At 60.7% G+C, this 17,036-nt stretch carries 19 protein-coding genes; 9 read left to right on the top strand and 10 right to left on the bottom strand.

Annotated features, from left to right (window positions below; all coding sequences use genetic code 11):
- The first annotated feature begins 21 nt into the window (after positions 1-21).
- Positions 22-495 carry a cyclic nucleotide-binding domain-containing protein gene (locus tag PBDP_RS07325; RefSeq protein ID WP_014337065.1) on the top strand — a complete coding sequence of 158 codons (474 nt, stop codon included), beginning with the start codon at positions 22-24 and terminating at the stop codon, positions 493-495.
- 156 nt (positions 496-651) lie between these two features.
- Here PBDP_RS07325 and PBDP_RS07320 read toward each other — a convergent pair whose 3' ends face one another.
- Positions 652-939 carry a hypothetical protein gene (locus tag PBDP_RS07320; RefSeq protein WP_212802021.1) on the bottom strand — a complete coding sequence of 96 codons (288 nt, stop codon included), beginning with the start codon at positions 937-939 and terminating at the stop codon, positions 652-654.
- A gap of 73 nt (positions 940-1,012) precedes the next feature.
- Here PBDP_RS07320 and PBDP_RS07315 point away from each other — a divergent pair, with 73 nt between their 5' ends.
- From PBDP_RS07315 to PBDP_RS07300, 4 genes are all read left to right on the top strand, one after another.
- Positions 1,013-1,699, top strand: coding sequence for a spermidine synthase (locus PBDP_RS07315; protein ID WP_003184244.1), 687 nt, complete (start codon positions 1,013-1,015; stop codon positions 1,697-1,699).
- 48 nt (positions 1,700-1,747) lie between these two features.
- Entirely contained in the window at positions 1,748-2,122 is a 375-nt protein-coding gene (locus tag PBDP_RS07310) for a YajD family HNH nuclease (protein WP_003184246.1), read from the top strand.
- A gap of 285 nt (positions 2,123-2,407) precedes the next feature.
- Positions 2,408-2,659 carry a DUF2933 domain-containing protein gene (locus PBDP_RS07305; RefSeq protein WP_212802020.1) on the top strand — a complete coding sequence of 84 codons (252 nt, stop codon included), beginning with the start codon at positions 2,408-2,410 and terminating at the stop codon, positions 2,657-2,659.
- Between the two features lie 2 nt (positions 2,660-2,661).
- Entirely contained in the window at positions 2,662-4,821 is a 2,160-nt protein-coding gene (locus PBDP_RS07300; protein WP_212802019.1) for a copper-transporting P-type ATPase, read from the top strand.
- 77 nt (positions 4,822-4,898) lie between these two features.
- On the opposite strand, the gene PBDP_RS07295 is transcribed toward PBDP_RS07300, so the two are convergent.
- Positions 4,899-5,231: a DUF2790 domain-containing protein gene (locus PBDP_RS07295; protein WP_116831682.1), complete on the bottom strand. Its 333-nt coding sequence runs from the start codon at positions 5,229-5,231 to the stop codon at positions 4,899-4,901.
- A gap of 183 nt (positions 5,232-5,414) precedes the next feature.
- Between PBDP_RS07295 and PBDP_RS07290 the strand changes: the two genes are divergently transcribed.
- Complete coding sequence (locus tag PBDP_RS07290; RefSeq protein ID WP_003198862.1) at positions 5,415-5,885, top strand: RNA methyltransferase; 471 nt, start codon at positions 5,415-5,417, stop codon at positions 5,883-5,885.
- A 77-nt stretch (positions 5,886-5,962) separates the two neighbouring features.
- A complete protein-coding gene (locus PBDP_RS07285; protein ID WP_109755858.1) occupies positions 5,963-6,340 on the top strand; it encodes a YgaP family membrane protein in 378 nt (125 codons plus the stop codon).
- A gap of 124 nt (positions 6,341-6,464) precedes the next feature.
- Here the strand turns inward: PBDP_RS07285 and PBDP_RS07280 are convergent, their stop codons facing one another.
- Both PBDP_RS07280 and PBDP_RS07275 read right to left on the bottom strand, forming a co-directional pair.
- The gene (locus PBDP_RS07280) at positions 6,465-7,694 is read right to left on the bottom strand and encodes a hypothetical protein (protein WP_212802018.1); all 1,230 of its coding nucleotides are present in this window, start codon (positions 7,692-7,694) and stop codon (positions 6,465-6,467) included.
- 32 nt (positions 7,695-7,726) lie between these two features.
- Positions 7,727-8,176, bottom strand: coding sequence for a YcgN family cysteine cluster protein (locus PBDP_RS07275; RefSeq protein WP_109755860.1), 450 nt, complete (start codon positions 8,174-8,176; stop codon positions 7,727-7,729).
- A gap of 161 nt (positions 8,177-8,337) precedes the next feature.
- On the opposite strand from PBDP_RS07275, the gene PBDP_RS07270 reads away from it, so the two are divergent.
- A complete protein-coding gene (locus PBDP_RS07270; protein WP_109755861.1) occupies positions 8,338-8,931 on the top strand; it encodes a nitroreductase family protein in 594 nt (197 codons plus the stop codon).
- Positions 8,932-9,067: 136 nt separating this feature from the next.
- Here the strand turns inward: PBDP_RS07270 and PBDP_RS07265 are convergent, their stop codons facing one another.
- The 6 genes from PBDP_RS07265 to PBDP_RS07240 form a co-directional block, all read right to left on the bottom strand.
- Positions 9,068-10,000 carry a D-2-hydroxyacid dehydrogenase gene (locus tag PBDP_RS07265; protein ID WP_163854969.1) on the bottom strand — a complete coding sequence of 311 codons (933 nt, stop codon included), beginning with the start codon at positions 9,998-10,000 and terminating at the stop codon, positions 9,068-9,070.
- A gap of 127 nt (positions 10,001-10,127) precedes the next feature.
- Entirely contained in the window at positions 10,128-10,421 is a 294-nt protein-coding gene (locus tag PBDP_RS07260; protein WP_053120094.1) for a YcgL domain-containing protein, read from the bottom strand.
- A complete protein-coding gene (rnd, locus tag PBDP_RS07255) occupies positions 10,418-11,551 on the bottom strand; it encodes a ribonuclease D (RefSeq protein WP_109755863.1) in 1,134 nt (377 codons plus the stop codon). The genes PBDP_RS07260 and rnd overlap by 4 nt, the downstream gene beginning before the upstream one ends.
- 121 nt (positions 11,552-11,672) lie before the next feature.
- Positions 11,673-12,314 (bottom strand): class I SAM-dependent methyltransferase, encoded by a 642-nt coding sequence (locus tag PBDP_RS07250; RefSeq protein ID WP_109755864.1) that lies wholly within the window; start codon positions 12,312-12,314, stop codon positions 11,673-11,675.
- 68 nt (positions 12,315-12,382) lie between these two features.
- Positions 12,383-14,032, bottom strand: coding sequence for a phosphoethanolamine transferase (locus tag PBDP_RS07245; protein ID WP_163854974.1), 1,650 nt, complete (start codon positions 14,030-14,032; stop codon positions 12,383-12,385).
- A gap of 165 nt (positions 14,033-14,197) precedes the next feature.
- Positions 14,198-15,580 carry a glutamine synthetase family protein gene (locus PBDP_RS07240; protein WP_502936859.1) on the bottom strand — a complete coding sequence of 461 codons (1,383 nt, stop codon included), beginning with the start codon at positions 15,578-15,580 and terminating at the stop codon, positions 14,198-14,200.
- Between the two features lie 521 nt (positions 15,581-16,101).
- On the opposite strand from PBDP_RS07240, the gene PBDP_RS07235 reads away from it, so the two are divergent.
- Positions 16,102-17,034, top strand: a complete 933-nt coding sequence (locus tag PBDP_RS07235) for a LysR family transcriptional regulator (RefSeq protein ID WP_116831677.1) — start codon at positions 16,102-16,104, stop codon at positions 17,032-17,034.
- Positions 17,035-17,036: the final 2 nt, after the last annotated feature.

Below are 17,036 nucleotides of genomic sequence, written 5' to 3'. Positions count from 1 at the left end.
CAAGAAAAAGACCGTGACAACATGTCAGAACCGACCTTACTGAACAAAGAAATCCGCGACTGGCTGATGGACTGCGGTCTGTTCGACCAGTTGCTGCCTGTCGACTTCGCCGCGGCGTCTGGCTATTTCAGCATCAGCGCCATCGCCGAGGGTGAAGCGATTTTCCGCGAAGGGGATGCCGGCAGTTTCATGTGCATCATCCACACCGGCCAAGTGGCCGTGCAGAAAACCGGCCCCGACGGCCAACCCGTGACCATCGCCACGTTGCGCAGCGGACGGGCCTTCGGCGAAATGGCCGTGCTCGACGGCGAACGACGCTCGGCCAGCTGCATCGCGGCCAGTGATTGCCAGTTGCTGAACCTGGGCAAGGACTCCCTGGAAAAAATGCTCAACGATGCCCCGAAGATCGCCGCCAAGATCATCCGCGCCCTCGCCGTCTCCCTGTCCAAGCGTCTGCGCATGGCCGATGGGCAGTTGCTGTCGCAGCAGGTCTAGCTCACCTCCAGTTGAAATACAGAATCTGTGGGAGCGAGCCTGCTCGCGATAGCGTCGGATCAGCCAGTATCCATGTTGACTGGTATATCGCTATCGCGAGCAGGCTCGCTCCCACAGGTCTTTGCCATTCAGTTGTTTCACCGACTGGCTACAAGCCTATCCCCCGGGCGTCTTGGCCTTCACCGGCTGAGGCTCCATGCCCGGTATCGGCTGGTCCTTGGGCGGCTTGGGCATTTCGATCGGTGGCAGCAACGGCGGCCCACCACTTCCAGCACCGGACTTGGGTATGCCGTTGGGCGTGACCGGCGGATACGGCATCGGGGTCGCGGTGCCAGGCGACCCGGGGATACTGGGTGGGTTGACCGGAATCGTCGGTTGTTGGGCCTGGGCGCAACTTATTGAGAGCGTCGCCAGGGCAATGGCCGTTAGAATGATGCACTTCATCAATGGCTCCGTGGCTATTGTCTGCTTTAAGGCTAGTCGTTGCCGCGCCGGTTCGCCCTCCTACGAGATTTCCATGAAACGTTTCGTCCTGCTCGACACCACGCCCATCCCTGATAACGGCGGTGCCCTGTGCCTGTTCGAGTACGGCGAAGACTTCGTCATCAAGATCCAGGGCGGTGACGGCGGGCAGTTGATGAACACCCGTATGCACGGTTCCGAAGACGCCCTGGCGGAAATTCCCTGCCGCAAGGTCGCCGGCCGCCCCGGCTCGCGCGTGCTGATCGGCGGCCTCGGCATGGGCTTCACCCTCGCCTCGGCCCTCAAGCACCTGGGCAAGACTGCCGAAGTGGTGGTGGCCGAGCTGGTGCCCGGCGTGGTGGAGTGGAACCGTGGCCCTTTGGGTGAAAAGGCCGGGCGCCCCTTGTCGGACCCGCGCACGGTGATCCGCATGGAAGACGTGGCCAAGGTGCTGCAAGCCGAGCCCCAGGGTTTCGACGCGATCATGCTGGATGTCGACAACGGCCCGGAAGGCCTGACCCAGAAAGCTAACAGTTGGCTGTATTCGGCAGGAGGCCTGGCTGCCTGCGCCAAGGCCCTGCGGCCCAAGGGCGTGCTGGCGGTGTGGTCGGCCAGCGCTGACCGGCAGTTTTCCGACAAGCTGAAGAAAGCCGGCTTCAAGGCCGAAGAGGTGCAGGTGTTCGCCCATGGCAACAAAGGCACCCGCCACACCATCTGGATTGCCGAGAAGCTCAAGGGCTGAGCTAAACTCTGTCCAACCGTCATCAGTCTTTTCTACAAAGGTGGACCCATGAGTTCGTCAACACCGCCGTCCAACACCGCCAAGCTGGACCGCATCCTCGCCGATGCCCAGCGCGACCGGGAGATGGGCTATCGCGACAAAGCCCTGAAAATGTACCCCCATGTCTGTGGCCGCTGCGCCCGCGAATTTTCCGGCAAGCGCCTGAGCGAACTGACCGTTCACCACCGCGACCACAACCACGACAACAATCCGCAGGACGGTTCCAACTGGGAACTGCTGTGCCTGTACTGCCACGACAACGAGCACTCGCGCTACACCGACCAGCAATACTTCGGCGACGGCTCCCTGAGCACGCCGAAAATCGCCAAGGCCACCCACAACCCCTTCGCCGCGCTGGCCGGGTTGATGAAGAAAGACGAATAGTCAGCCATTGCGGCGAGGGTGTTTATCTTGCGCTGCAACGTTTTGCGCCCAGATAACCCCCTCGCCACACGTGGCCCACTCGACTGCCCATGCCGCTCGCATGGACCCGCTGACAAATCTGCAATGTCCCCGTCAGGTCGCTGACAGCCTCGCACCTTTAGCATGCCCGTTGCTTCCCTCATTCAGAGGTGAAGTAAGCCAAGGTTGATGAATGTCAATCTGCCAAAGCACGCCCTGCCTATGCTGTGGCTATGGGTGGCTCGCCCGGCCTGAAGGAGCGATACCATGAACACTCATCAACCCCCATCTGCTGGCGCAACGCCATTCTGGCGGAACAAGACCGGCATTGTATTGATCATGCTGTTGGCCATCGGCCTCTTCTATCTGACGCGAGAACACTTCAGCCACATCGCGGGGAATTGGCCGTACCTGATTCTCCTGATGTGTCCCTTGATGCATGTCTTCGGACACGGCCACAGCGGTCACGGACGACATGACGAGCCACCCGTAGACGGCAAGGATGAGGAAGGCCGCTGACCATGTCCGACACTCCCGCGCACCTTCACCACAGCGCCGCAGCGCTCAGCGGCGACATGGCGACTGAATACACCTGTCCCATGCACCCGGAAATACGCCAACCCGGCCCCGGTACCTGCCCCAAGTGCGGCATGACGCTGGAGGCGGTGATGCCCGCGCTGGAAGAAGAGGGCAATCCAGAACTCAAGGATTTCACCCGCCGCTTCTGGTGGTCCCTGCCGTTGACGGTGATCGTCACCGTGCTCGCCATGGCGGGGCACGCCTTGTCGCTGTTCCACGGTGTCACGCAAAATTTCGTCGAGTTTTTTCTGGCCACGCCAGTGGTCCTGTGGGCAGGCTGGCCGTTTTTTGTGCGGGGAGTGGCCTCTGTTCGCCAGCGCAGCCCGAACATGTGGACCCTGATTGGCCTGGGCACTGCGGCGGCCTATCTCTACAGTGTCGCCGCCACGTTTTGGCCTGGAGGATTTCCCGCCACGTTCATGCAAGAGGGGCGTATCGGCGTCTACTTTGAAGCCGCCGCGGTGATCATCTCCCTCACATTGCTGGGGCAGATGCTGGAGCTCAAGGCTCGCTCACAGACGTCGGCCGCCATCAAGTCGCTGCTGGGGCTGTCACCCAAGACCGCGCGCCGGATCAATGCCGATGGCCAGGAGCAAGACATCCCCCTGAGCCACGTCCATCGGGGTGACCACCTGAGGATCAGGCCCGGTGAGAAGGTCCCGGTCGATGGTACGGTGCTCGAAGGCGAAAGTGCCGTTGACGAGTCGATGCTCACCGGCGAGCCGGTTCCGGTGATCAAACGCGCCGGGGACAGCCTGATCGGGGCCACGATCAACACCCACGGCAGCTTGGTGATGACGGCCCAGAAGGTCGGTGCCGAGACCGTCCTGGCGCAGATTGTTCAGATGGTCGCCCGGGCCCAACGCTCGAAAGCACCGATGCAGCGCATGGCCGACGTGATCGCTGGTTATTTCGTCATGGGCGTGATTGCCATCGCCGTACTGACCTTTTTCGGCTGGGGGCTGTTGGGTCCCGAACCTGGCTGGGTCTTCGGGTTGATCAATGCCGTCGCCGTGCTGATCATCGCCTGCCCCTGTGCGTTGGGGCTCGCAACCCCCATGTCGATCATGGTGTCCACCGGCAAGGCGGCCAGCCTGGGCGTGCTTTTCCGGGACGCCAGCGCCATCGAGAACTTATGCAGGATCGACACGCTGATCGTCGACAAGACCGGCACCCTGACCGAAGGGCGCCCGGCTTTTCACAGCGTAAAAGCCACCCAGGGCTTCGACGGCCGCCAAGTGCTGCTGTTGGCCGCCAGCCTCGACCAGGGCAGCGAGCATCCCCTGGCCCACGCCATCGTCGATCACGCCCGATCCGAGCATCTTGAACTGATCAAGCCGGCTTCATTTGAATCCGCCAGTGGCATCGGTGTCAGTGGCCGGGTGGACGGCAAACTGGTCCACGTGGGCAATACCGCGCTGATGAATGCCGTCAGCATCAGCGTTTATCCATTGCAGCAACAGGCCGAGCAGCTACGCGCCCAAGGCATCAGCATTATCTACATGGCGATCGACGGCGTGCTGGCCGGGCTACTGGCCGTCTCGGACCCGATCAAGCCGACCTCCAGGGAAGCGGTCAACCGCCTCAAGGCTCACGACATAAAAATCATCATGGCCACCGGCGACGGCCTCACCACTGCACGCGCCGTGGCCATGGAGATGGGCATTGAAGAGGTCCATGGCGAAGTCAAACCCGAGGACAAAGAGCGCCTGGTGGCGGACCTGCAACGCGATGGCCGCCAGGTCGCGATGGCGGGTGACGGGATAAACGACGCACCGGCCCTGGCTCGGGCGAACGTAGGCATTGCAATGGGGACAGGCACGGACGTCGCGATGAACAGCGCCCAACTGACCTTGGTAAAAGGCGATTTGATGGGGATCTTGCGAGCCCGCACCCTTTCGGTGGCAACCGTCAGGAACATGCGCCAGAACCTCGGCTTTGCCTTCCTCTACAACTCGATGGGTATTCCGTTGGCTGCCGGCCTGCTGTACCCCCTGACCGGTCACTTGCTCTCGCCCATGATTGCCGCCATCGCCATGAGCGTAAGTTCGGCATCGGTGGTGTTCAATGCCTTGAGGTTGCGTAACACGCCAGCACAATAATCCGGCGCACATAAAAAACAGGCGCCACCAGGGCGCCTGACCGTCTCAAAACCAAAGGAGAACAAACGAGACGGTAATCAGCCGCCCTTCGGACAGTTATCACCCAGGAGCCTGTATTCCACGGTGTTGAGCTTGCCGTTCGAATCTTCGTAAGTCATACGCGACGGTCCGACACCACAGCCTTTAATGGCCGGTGTAATGCTCACCACTTTTTTTACATCGAGTTTCATGCCGTATTCGTAATGAACGATTTCGGCGACGGCTTTGCCGTTTTCGGCGGCGAATTGGGCCATGGCTTGTTGATTGTTCTGGATCATCCGGCCATAAACCCGGTCACCTCCTCCTTCCGCCAAGGCAAGGGAAGAAAGGGACAGGATCGAAACGGCGAGCAAGGCATCAAGGGTTTTCATAGGGAACTCCGGCAGTCATTTGTCAGGCAAACCATAACGACTGGCGCCTTTCACGACGCTGGCGGGGACGTTACCGATTGGTCAGGTTCGTGATAGGTAACCGACCATCAGTCCCCACTCACAAACTGAACACGCAGCCCCATTCCCCGTATAATCGCGCCTTTTCCCAAAGGCACCCCGTCCGTGGCCAACAAACGCTATAGCTGCATCGGTCTGTTCAACCCCAAGTCACCGGAAAACGTCGGTTCGGTCATGCGTGCCGCCGGCTGCTACGGCGTGGCGTCGGTGTTCTACACCGGCAAGCGCTATGAGCGTGCCGCCGACTTCGTCACCGACACCAAGAAAGTCCACTACGACATCCCGCTGATCGGTATCGACGACCTGAAGAAGATCCTGCCCCTGGGTTGCGTACCGGTGGCCGTGGAACTGGTGGAGGGCGCTCGTCCACTGCCCGAATACACCCACCCGGACCGGGCGTTGTACATCTTCGGTCCCGAGGACGGTTCACTGGATAAAGACATTCGCGATTGGTGCGAGGACGTGGTGTACATCCCCACCACCGGCTGCATGAACCTGGCCGCCACGGTCAACGTCGTGCTGTATGACCGCATGGCCAAAGGCAACAACACCCGTTCGGGGCCGCAATTCCGCTGACCGGCGCTAAATCCAATTGAACAAGGCAATCGCTCGGGCAGTCAGTTTTATACCAACCCCCACACCGGAGACAGATCATGAGCGATAACAACCCGTTCGAGCCGATTGAGACCACCCCTTTCCAATCTCATCCGCCGCAAAACGTACATGGTTGGGAACGCATTGGCTCACTGGCCGGCGGTGTCCTGATGATGGGCAAGGGCTTGCGTCGTGGTGGTGTGATCGGCCTGGCCCAACTGGCGATCGGCGGCATGGCGCTGGCGCGGGGGATCACCGGGCATTGTTCGGCCAAGGCCTTGCTGGAAAAGAACCGTCAGAACCTCAGCGACGCCCGCGCCCGCATCGAGCAGGCCGGCGACGAGCTGAGCCGCCTGAAGGCCAATGCCGAGGCGGCGACCGGTACGGCTACGGTGACGGGGAATGATTCGCTGGTTTCACCCAAAGTTGGGCTCTGATTTTTTGCGGTGGGGCTGATGGCCTCACCGCGGGCAAGCCTTGCTCCCACAGGATCGAGTCGTATCCAATAGCTCATCCGGCGAAGATTCAGTGTGGGAGCAAGGCTTGCCCGCGATAGCGATATTACTGAAGTAACTTGGTATCCAGCACTGCAGAGTTCCCACCCAGGACACTTTCACTGAGCTGCACAAACTCCTGGGTATCAACTGTTTCCAGCCGCATCGCCCCCTGCAACACATCATCCAGCGAACGCTTGTTACGGGTTTTCAAGCGAATCTCGCGGTCCAGCTCCTGTAGCAGCAATACCGCCTTGGCCACTGTCGCGGTGCCGACCCGCTCACCGCGCAAGGTGGTGACGCCTTTGCTGTCGCGGGCGAGGCGGTCATTGAAGGCCTGATAGCGCTCATCACTCAGGCCGCCAGCGCGGCGCAGCAGTTCGACGGCGTAGTACTCGGTCAGTCCCTCGCTGATCCAATCGCTGCGATCATGATCGTTGATACGCGCCAGCGCCTGCACCAATTCGCGCAACAACGGGCTGCTGCCCCGCTCGCTGACCAGCGGCGGACGGCTGTGCAGATAAATCGAATCATGCCCGGCCTGGGCACCACGCCACAACGGATCACCGGCACCGACAATCAGCAACTTGGCAGGATGGCGCGGCACCAGCGCCTGCACCTGCGGCCAGACAAAAGTCAGTAGCGTCAGCACATCCATCCGGCGCATGCCCTGACCTCGGGGCGAGGCCACTGTCACTTCGGTTTCGCCCAGGCGTGTGCGCCGGCTCCCCAGTTTGCCGGCGAGCATCCAGCCGGTGGGACGGTCGAACAGGCGCGAGGGGTTGTCGATGCGAAAGCGTTGCTTGCCGATGCGTGGCCAAGGGGTCTCTATGCTTTTCCAGCCATCGGGCAATTCAACTTCGAGACGGGCCACCAATTCGACGCCGTCCTGCTGATCGAGTTTGGCCGACGGCACCAGATCGTCGCCGCGCAACAACGCCCACGTCGGGGTCATGCGGGTTTCGAAGGTCGCGCTCTTGCGCGCATGGCTGATGCGTACGCGGTAGCTCAGGCTGGCCTTGTCGGCGGCCGGGCGCCAGACGCCACGCGCCTCATTGCCGGGGGTGAGCTGCCATTGGCCGTCGGCCTTGAAATCGCTATAGCGGCTGCCGTCGCCGAGGTCGAAGTCCAGGCTGCGCACCGCCGAACCCCGGGCCAGGGTCAGGCGCACCTCAGCCTGATCGCTTTGCGGCAGCAGGTGCACGTGATAATCCAGATCGACTTTCTGCGCCGCCCACAGCGGCCCGCACATTACCAGCAGCCCGACTGCCAGCATCCGTTTCAATCCTGCCGCCATGGGGTCTCCCTGAGGGTGCGATGCCCGGCGGTTCAGCCGGCGCGGAAAATCAGATGATCTTCCCAATCTTCTTCCGGCACACTGCCTTCGGCCAGCATACGCCCGGACTGGGAAATGCGTTCGTGGTGCACGGCATCGCGATCACCGCAGACCAGGTGGTGCCACAACGGCAAGTCCTTGCCCTCGCTGACCAGCCGATAACCGCAGGTCGGCGGCAGCCATTTGAACTCATCGGCCTTGCCCGGCGTGAGCTGGATGCAATCGGGCACGAACTCACGGCGGTTGGGGTAGTCGCTGCACTGGCAGGTTTTCAGGTCCAGCAGTTTGCAGGCGATACGCGTGTAATAGACGCTGTTGTCGTCTTCGTCTTCGAGTTTTTGCAGGCAGCACAGGCCACAGCCGTCGCACAGCGATTCCCACTCCTGCGGATCGAGCTGATCGAGGGTTTTGCGTATCCAGAACGGTTCGACTTTGGCGGCCATGGCTCGAGCATCAACATCAGGTGGTGAAAAGGCCGACAGTCTAGTGCCGGGGCCTCTTCAGGCCAAGCGTTGGCGACTGTCGGTAAACTGGGGGCTTGTCAGGCTCGGCGCCGGGACGTAGGTTGCTTTATCCACTTTCCCTATCCCTTCAAGGTAATCCCATGAGCGCCAATCCCCGCATCGCCGATTACGCTATCCACCCTCAGTTTATCGAACGCTGGTCGCCTCGTGCCTTTACCGGCGAGAGCATTGCAGAAGAAACCCTGCTGGGCTTTTTCGAAGCCGCCCGCTGGGCACCATCGGCCTACAACTCGCAGCCGTGGCGTTTCCTGTATGCGCGCCGCGATACGCCGAATTGGGAGCGGTTCCTGGGCCTGCTCAATGAATTCAACCGCGGCTGGGCCCAACACGCCTCGGCATTGGTGATCGTCGTTTCGAAAACCACCTTCGCCGTGCCCGGCGCCACTGAAGAAACCCCAGCACAGAGCCACACCTTTGACACGGGCGCGGCCTGGGGCCACCTGGCGCTGCAAGCCAGCCTCAGCGGCTGGCACACCCACGGCATGGCCGGTTTCGACCAGGAACTGACCCGCAAGGAACTGAAGATCCCGCAAGGCTACGACCTGCACGCCGCCGTGGCGATTGGCAAGCTGGGGGACAAATCGACACTGGCTGAGTACCTCCAGGCCCGTGAAGTCCCAAGCTCGCGCCGGCCGTTGAGCGAACTGGTGGCTGAGGGTGATTTCAGCCTGTAACCCCAACTTTGTGACCGCTGAAGATCAACTGTGGGAGCGGGCTTGCTCGCGAAAGCGAAATGTCAGTCAACATAATTGTTGAATGTATCGGCCCCTTCGCGAGCAAGCCCGCTCCCACAAGTTGATTGGGGCAGTGTCAGTAGCCCCGGGTGAAATCCACTTCCCCGCGTAACGCTTCGCCGGCCTGATAGGCCCGCAGGTTTTCCAGGAACAACTGCACCATCATCGTCGGCGAGGTCGGTGCCGAGCTATGCCCGGTCAACAACAGCCCCCAGGCGGTCCAGAATGGATGGCGCTGCGGCAGCGGCTCCTGGCGGCATACGTCGATCACCGCACCGGCCAGGTGCCCTTCCTTCAAGGCTTGCACCAGATCCGCATCCACTACCGCCACGCCGCGTCCGACATTGATGAACAGCCCGGTTGGCTTGAATTGCTTGAACAGCGCCGCGTCGTATACATCATGAGTGTTGGGCGTGTTGGGCAGCAGGTTGATGACGTAGTCCACTTCGCCCACCAAGCGCGGCAGATCCTGCAGTGCCCCGACTTCGATGAACGGCGCCAGCTCCCGGGCTTCGCTGGCGATGCCGTACAGCTGCACGCCAAACGGCACCAGGAACTGCGCCACGCGCTGGCCGATATCGCCGGTGCCGACGATCAGCACCTTGCGCCCGGCCAGGCCTTGCCCCTGGCGGTTGTCCCACTTGCGCTCGACCTGGCTGACCAACCGCGCCAGTACCTCGCGCTCATGGCCGAGCATGTAGGTGAGCACGTACTCAGCCATCACCTGGCCGAAAATGCCTACCGCGCGGGTCAGGCGGTAATTGCGCGTCAAGCCCTCGGCCAACAGCGGCGTGATGCCTGCCCAGGTCGATTGCAGCCAACGGGGTTTATGGCCTTGACGCAACAGGGTGGCCAGCAGATCGGGCTGGCCAAGCCAGACCGGGCAATCGGTGGCCAGTCGCGACAGTTCGGCGGAATCGCCGCTGGTCAGCACTTCAATATCGGGTGCAGCCTGGCGCAGAAGCTGGGCATACACCGCGTGGTCGTGTTCGGCAATCAGAACGCGCATGAATCAAACCTTTCAAAAACAGTGCAGACAACCGCCGACAGAGTGTCGCTCCATCCATGCGATCGTCGTCAATAAACCATTCCAGTGTGTTTCAAGAGGCCCCCAGAACAGGCACCTCCGATTACCGTCAGACCGGGTCGTTGCGGCGCAACAACTCTTCGGGTAAATGCTCGATGTACTCGTCTTCGGCCGGCGGCATCTGCAAGTGATAGCCCTGGGTGTCGAGGTTTTCCAGCACCTTGTTGATGTCTTCCCGGGACAGCTCCCGTTCGGGGCTCAGCACCAGGTCGAAGGCGTGGATAGCCTTGCCAAAGGCAGCCATCAGGGGCTCCGGCACACGCTTCAAGGCATCGCTCTTGAGCACATACAGGTACATCTCGTTTTTCTTCGAGCTTCGGTAGATGGAACAGATACGTTTCAAGGCTGTTCTCCGGCAGTGGCCAGGCTGTCGAGCAGCGCCTGGCCCATCAATTCGCGGCGCCAGCCACGCAGCGAATCGGGCAATTGGTAAGGGCCCTCGGGAAAGCCGCTCTTGATCAGCGCTTCGAGGGTTTTCTTGCGTAGCATCAACTCCGGGGCGATCCCCAGGCGCTCGGCTTCAGCCTGCCCCAGCGCCTTTAGACGCTTGACCAGCGCCGACGCCTCGATGGGCAACGGCTCGGCCACGGCCGGTGGCCATTGCTCGGGCGGCACGCTGGCGGCGCGCTGGATCAGGTCCAGCAGAAACTGGCCGTCCTGGCGCACGGTGCGCGGGTGCATGTCTTCAATTTTCGCCAGCGCGCCGAGGTTATCCGGCTGGGTGCGGGCCAGGGGCCACAGCGAATGCTCGCGAATGATGCGATTGCGCGGCAGGTCACGGGCCCGCGCCTCGCGTTCGCGCCAGGCGCACAGCTCGCGCAGCACGGCCAATTGGGCGCGGGACAGTTTCCAGGCGAGCTTGGCCTCGCGGTAGACCTCGTACGGGTCGACTTCGCGACGCAGGTTGGCCACCAGTTCGGCACCATCCTCCAGGACCCAACTGTATTTTTCGTCGGAAAGCTTCGGGCGCAGCTGTACGAAAACTTCTGCCAGATGCACGGCATCCTCTGCCGCGTAGCTGATCTGCGTCTCGGATAGCGGCCGTTGCAACCAGTCGGAACGGGTCTCGCCCTTGGGCAGCTCGATACCCAGCACTTCCTGCACCAGCCGCGAATAGCCCATGGAGAAACCCAGGTTCAGGTAAGCGGCAGCCAGTTGAGTATCGAACAGCGGCGCAGGCAGGCTGCCAGTCAAACGCAGCAGCACTTCAAGATCTTCGCTGCAGGCGTGCAACACCTTGAGCACCGCCGGGTTTTCCAGCAGCGCGGCCAAGGGTTGCCAATTGTCGATGGTCAAGGGGTCGATGAGGTAGGCACGCTTGCCGTCGCCGATCTGCAATAAACCGGCAATAGGATAAAAGGTGTCGACCCGCATGAATTCGGTGTCGAGGGCGACGAATGGCAACTGCTGCCACTCGGCGCAAAACTGACCGAGGCTATCGTTGTCGCGAATCCAGTGAATATCGATGGCCACACGGCTCTCCCTTGAAGAATGGCGCGCAGTATATATCGCCGCCGGCGATTGCGAGCATCCATAGAGCAGCAGCCTAAGAGAAATCGCCTGCGAAAAAGCAAGAATAGTCCTACATCAGGACTTAACCGGTCTTACGCAGTACATAAACACGCGTCAGCGCAAAACCGGGCAGGAAATCCTGATACCAGAGCACGCTAAAACCGGCCTGGCGAAACTCGGCTTCGACATCGGCCTTGTCGGCCAGGCTTCGTTGCGGCGCCTGGCCAATCTTGAGACGCCCTTCGATTTGCAGCGAAACGATGACCGTATCGCGACTGACCCGATGAAATTCGCGCAACAGCGCCAGGCGATGTTCGCTGGCGCTGACATGACGGAACAGTTGCAGACAACAAATACAATCCACCGCGTTGGCCGACAGCCCGATGGTGAACGCCGAACTCGGGAAGGTCTTGACCCGCTGGAGCAACGCGCCGCCATGGTGAGTGAGCGCGTGTTCGAGCATGTCCGGCGACGGGTCCGCCGCCAGGATCACCCGGTTGGCGTGCTCGGCCAGCACCGGCCAGAACCGCCCCGCCCCACAGGCCACATCCAGCACCAACCCAGGCTCACCCGCCACTTTCAGGGCGTTGCGCACCATTTGCTCGTCGCGCCAGAACGCCAGGCGCAACCGCCGAGGCGCCGGCTGGCAGCAGATCTGCGCATGTTCCTGGTCATGCTGCCTGGCGAACTCAAGCTCGACGGTGGAAGGGGGTAGCCTGGACATACAAACGGCTCTTGGAAAAGATTGGATGACAGGTTAATCAACGCCACGTGAAAAAAAGGTCCAGGCCATCACTCCCGCGCCAGGACACCGTCAATCACCGCGCCGCGACAGTTGGCGAACAGGTCCAGGTCCCGGTTGTAGACCTGGCTGTTGACTTCCAGCAACCCGAGCATCGAGTGAAACAGGTTGTCCTGGCTCAGAGGCTTTTCCCGGCTCAGTTGCAGGCAATGGGTATCGACCGAGAAAGACTTCTGATAACTGTCGGAGAACCAGGCGAGCATCGCCACATGCTTTTGTTGCTCCGGGGCGAGCATGTAGGGCGTGCCGTGGAGAAACAGGTTGTATTCGCCCAGGGACTCGCCGTGGTCCGACAGGTACAGCATGGCCGTGTCGACCTTGTCCTGGTTGGCCCGCAGCAGATCGATCAGGGTCGACAGCACATGATCGGTATACACCAGCGTGTTGTCGTAGCCGTTGACGATGCTTTCGCGACTGCAATTGTTCAGCGCGTTGCTTTCACACACCGGGGTGAAATGTTCGTACTCCTTGGGATAGCGCTTGAAATACTCCGGCCCATGGCTACCCATTTGGTGCAGCACCAGCACCGTGTCTTTGTCGAGCGTGTCGATGAAATGCTGCAACCCCTGGAGCAGGATCTCGTCGCGGCACTCACTGTTGGCGCACAGGTCCGGGTCCTTGAGATTGCTGACATCCTGCAACGTGACCCGATCGCAAGTGCCCTTGCAACCGGACTGGTTATCCCGCCAGATCACCTCCAGCCCGGCGCGCTTGAGCACATCCAACAGGCCTTCTTCATTTCTGGCCTTGCTGGCGTCGTAGTTCTTGCGCCCCATGTTGGAAAACATGCAGGGCACCGACACGGCGGTTTCAGTGCCGCAGGAATGCACGTCGGTGAAGGCGATCAACCCAGCCTCTTTATCCAGTGTCGGCGTGGTATCACGGTTATAGCCGAGGATGCCGAAGTTCTCGGCCCGGGCGCTCTCGCCCACCACCAATACGGTCAGGGATTTGCGGCCATGGGTTTGCCAGGCCGGGTTGCGACTGGCGTCCTCGCCCAGCGTGATGAATGGCTGCTTGGCCGACGCGACCTGCTCACGCAAGTACCCGAGCGAAGCACCGATGTAGTTGCTCGGCACCACCATCAAGCGCAACTCGTGGTGGTTGCGAAACAACGAAGACAGGCCTTGGTAGTTGACCAGGGCAACCATGCCTATCACCGCAGCCGAGGCCACGCCGACCACCAACTTACTTATTAACTCTTTAGGCCAGCGACGATAGTTGATCGGTGTCTTGAACAACAACCAACAAGGCACCACGCCCAATAACCCGAGGTAGATAAACAACTTCAGCGACAATAGGTCGCGGACTTCCGTGGCATTGGTTTCAGCAAAGTTGCGAAACATGCCGGCGTCGATCAATACGCCGTACTGGGCCATGAAATAGGCCACGCCGGCGCTGATCATGAACAGCAGCATCAACACCGGCTTGAGTAGTGGACGGAAAGCCACGAGCGTCAACACCAGGTTAAACGCGCAGAAGATCATCACGCCGAACGCCACGCACATCAGCAGGCCGCGGGCGTCAGCCGTCGTGATCGCCAGCAAGTGTTGCCAGAGAACGAGGTTGAAGCCCACTAATAAAAAGGCACTGGCGGCCAGCGTCACCCACTCGGGGCGCACGGCTTTAATGGTCAGCATGATGGTTGACGGCTTCCTGAAAGTTGCTCTTTTAAAAAGAAGTGCCGTAGGAAATGTGAAAAATTCATTTCCTACGGCAACACAAACTTTAGGTAGCTCACCATCAATTTTTCGTGAAAAAGTTGCTACTAAATAATTATTTAAGAAACAGGCGGCCAGCCGTTTTCAAGCCTGATTCAGGTACCAGCGCCAATCCTGCTCCCCGACTTCCCCCATGAATTGACGGTACTCGGCGCGCTTGACCGCCAGATAAACGCCAAGAAATTCAGCGCCAAATGCTTCCCGCGCCCAGGCCGACGCTTCGAGGGTATGCAGGGTGGTGAGCCAGTCGGTGGGCAACAGCTCAGTCGCCTGGGCATAGCCGTTGCCTTCGACAGGTTCCCCAGGGTCGCACTGCTCACGTATGCCGCGATGAATGCCGGCCAGTATCGCCGCCGCAGCCAGGTAAGGGTTGGCATCGGCACCGCAGATGCGATGCTCGATGTGCCGCGAGAATGCCGGGCCGCCCGGCACTCTCAGGCTCACGGTGCGGTTGTCCACGCCCCAGGTCGCCGCCAGCGGTGCATAGCTGTTGCTTTGGAATCGCCGGTAGGAGTTGGCGTTCGGACAAAACATCAACAGCGAATCGAGCAAGGTGTCGAGCATCCCGCCCACCGCCTGGCGCAACAGCGGCGTGCCGTCGCCAGCCTCACTGGCGAACAGGTTGTGGCCATCGCGGTCCGCCAGGCTGACATGCATGTGCATGCCGGAGCCCGCCAGGTGATCGAACGGCTTGGCCATGAAGCACGCCTGCATGCCATGCTTGTGGGCCACCCCCTTGACCAGTCGCTTGTAACGCACCGCCTCGTCCATGGCTTGCAACGCATCGCTGCGGTGTTCGAGGGTGATCTCCACTTGCCCCGGTGCGTATTCGGAAATGGCGGTCCGGGCTGGAATGCCTTGCAGCTTGCACGCAGCGTACAGGTCGGCCAGGAACGGCTCGATCTGTTCCAGCTCGCGCAAACCGTAGACCTGGGTAGCGCGCGGTCGACCGCCGTCGGCGTCCGGCGCCGGCTGTGGTCGGCCTTGGCTGTCGCGTTGCGTGTCCAGCAGATAAAACTCCAGCTCCGCCGCCATAACCGGGTAATAACCGTCGGCCTGCAAGGCCTCTATCACCCGGCTGAGCAGATAACGCGGATCGGCGATGGCCGCCGGCATTCCCTCCTGGGGATGCATGCCAACCTGCACGGCAGCCGTGGGAATCGACCGCCACGGCATGCGCTGCAAGCTGCCGCTGATGGGATAGGCACGACAATCGATGTCACCGACGTCCCACACCAGCCCGGAATTTTCCACATCGTCGCCATTGATGGTCAGCCCGAGAATCGTACTGGGCAGCGGCCGGCCACTTTCAAAGACCGCCAGCAACTCGTCCCGGTGCAACAACTTGCCCCGGGGCACGCCGTTGTTGTCGAGAATGAACAGCTCGAACAGTTCAATATCGGGGTTCTGGGCAAGGAACGCCTGGGCGTGCTCTACGGGTGCGAAAGAAATCTTGGCAAGGCTCATGAGAAGGCTCGTATTTCCATGTCGGACGGGCGACAAGGCGCCGTCAGTCTGTGCTCGCCACTGCGCGAGCACCGTGAATGATCAACAGGAAATACGAATATCTGGAGGACGCGCGTGACGGCAATGCCAGAGCGCCCAAAAGGCCAGCTCGGAGGGCAACGCACTGAGGGTCGGGGCCGTGGCAGGCGTGAACCTGCCGACCGGATCGACTGCGGCGGATGAAGGGTATTGCACTGCCAGGGGCCAACCGTCCATGAGCGCATCACAGGAAACACATCGGGCAAGCGTCCCACGGCATCCTGGCAGGTTAAACCTGGATTTGATGGAGCTTGGATCACAGCGAGCTAAACATAGGTCAACGAATCAGTCGTTGATCGAGACGTCGTGTTCCCTACATTATCTGTCCCGTTCCCGACCATGAAAGCGCCTGCCCGGCATTCTCTTGGCACGATCGTTCCGCTAGGATCGTCAGCCTGGTTTGCGCAAAGTCCGCGCAAGGAGCACAGCGAGAGACAGAACGGATGCTGAACAGTAACTCCCTCAGAAAGCTCGACATGCAAGACCTCATGGTGTTTAGCGCCGTGTACGAGCAAAGCAGTGTCACCGGCGTGTCCGAGGCATTGTGCGTCAGCCAGTCAACCGTCAGTTATTGCCTCAAGAAACTGCGAACCTGTTTCGAAGACGAGTTGTTCATCAACACCCGCACGGGCATGCGTCCCACCTACAAGGCCGAGGGCATGTACGATCACGTGCGCGCCATTTTGCAAAGCATCAACCTGTGCCATGCCGGTACGCCAACCTTCGATCCGACCCGACAAGCCATTACTTTCAACATCTGCGCACCGGAATATTTCGAACAACTGATCCTGCCGCCACTGCTGCAAAGCTTCGATTACGCCAACTTGCCGGTGGTGGTGAACGTGCACAAGCTCGAAGCCGACATTCCCGCCGAAGAACTGCGCGACGGCAGCCTGGACCTGGTGATCTGCTTCGGCCCGAATTTCCACAGCAACCATGCCGATTTCAAATCCCGGCAGTTACTGGAGGAAGACCTGGTTTGTGTCGTGGACAAACGGGCGACACCACTTGAGCCGCAACTGAGCCTTCAATCTTTCGTACAGCGCCGACACGTGTTTCCGACACCCTGGACGTCAGCGACCAACATGGTGGACGGCTGGCTGTCGCAACAGGCGCACCAACGCCAGATTGCCGCGCGCGCCAACAGCTACGGTGCCGCACTGAAGATGATCACCGGCACCGACTTCATCCTGACCCTGCCCCGCCGCATCCAGAAACTGCTGGCCAACGAGGCGATCTTCAATCACCACGAAGTGCCCAAGGGTCTGCCGGGGTTTACCTTGAACATGCAATGGAGCCTGGCCGTCGATCAGGACAGTGCCAACGCCTGGCTGCGCGAACAGATCATCAAGGCCTGCGTCCCACCCGACGCCTGATC

The organism is Pseudomonas sp. St290 (assembly GCF_018325805.1).
Taxonomy (GTDB): domain Bacteria; phylum Pseudomonadota; class Gammaproteobacteria; order Pseudomonadales; family Pseudomonadaceae; genus Aquipseudomonas; species Aquipseudomonas bijieensis.
This window is presented reverse-complemented; position numbering and strand designations above follow the sequence as displayed.

Bases quoted from the DNA above. Each gene is read 5' to 3' on its own strand.
- PBDP_RS07325 (WP_014337065.1), top strand. From the start codon at position 22: ATGTCAGAACCGACCTTACTGAACAAAGAAATCCGCGACTGGCTGATG.
- PBDP_RS07320 (WP_212802021.1), bottom strand. From the start codon at position 939: ATGAAGTGCATCATTCTAACGGCCATTGCCCTGGCGACGCTCTCAATA.
- PBDP_RS07315 (WP_003184244.1), top strand. From the start codon at position 1,013: ATGAAACGTTTCGTCCTGCTCGACACCACGCCCATCCCTGATAACGGC.
- PBDP_RS07310 (WP_003184246.1), top strand. From the start codon at position 1,748: ATGAGTTCGTCAACACCGCCGTCCAACACCGCCAAGCTGGACCGCATC.
- PBDP_RS07305 (WP_212802020.1), top strand. From the start codon at position 2,408: ATGAACACTCATCAACCCCCATCTGCTGGCGCAACGCCATTCTGGCGG.
- PBDP_RS07300 (WP_212802019.1), top strand. From the start codon at position 2,662: ATGTCCGACACTCCCGCGCACCTTCACCACAGCGCCGCAGCGCTCAGC.
- PBDP_RS07295 (WP_116831682.1), bottom strand. From the start codon at position 5,231: ATGAAAACCCTTGATGCCTTGCTCGCCGTTTCGATCCTGTCCCTTTCT.
- PBDP_RS07285 (WP_109755858.1), top strand. From the start codon at position 5,963: ATGAGCGATAACAACCCGTTCGAGCCGATTGAGACCACCCCTTTCCAA.
- PBDP_RS07280 (WP_212802018.1), bottom strand. From the start codon at position 7,694: ATGGCGGCAGGATTGAAACGGATGCTGGCAGTCGGGCTGCTGGTAATG.
- PBDP_RS07275 (WP_109755860.1), bottom strand. From the start codon at position 8,176: ATGGCCGCCAAAGTCGAACCGTTCTGGATACGCAAAACCCTCGATCAG.
- PBDP_RS07270 (WP_109755861.1), top strand. From the start codon at position 8,338: ATGAGCGCCAATCCCCGCATCGCCGATTACGCTATCCACCCTCAGTTT.
- PBDP_RS07265 (WP_163854969.1), bottom strand. From the start codon at position 10,000: ATGCGCGTTCTGATTGCCGAACACGACCACGCGGTGTATGCCCAGCTT.
- PBDP_RS07250 (WP_109755864.1), bottom strand. From the start codon at position 12,314: ATGTCCAGGCTACCCCCTTCCACCGTCGAGCTTGAGTTCGCCAGGCAG.
- PBDP_RS07245 (WP_163854974.1), bottom strand. From the start codon at position 14,032: ATGCTGACCATTAAAGCCGTGCGCCCCGAGTGGGTGACGCTGGCCGCC.
- PBDP_RS07240 (WP_502936859.1), bottom strand. From the start codon at position 15,580: ATGAGCCTTGCCAAGATTTCTTTCGCACCCGTAGAGCACGCCCAGGCG.
- PBDP_RS07235 (WP_116831677.1), top strand. From the start codon at position 16,102: ATGCTGAACAGTAACTCCCTCAGAAAGCTCGACATGCAAGACCTCATG.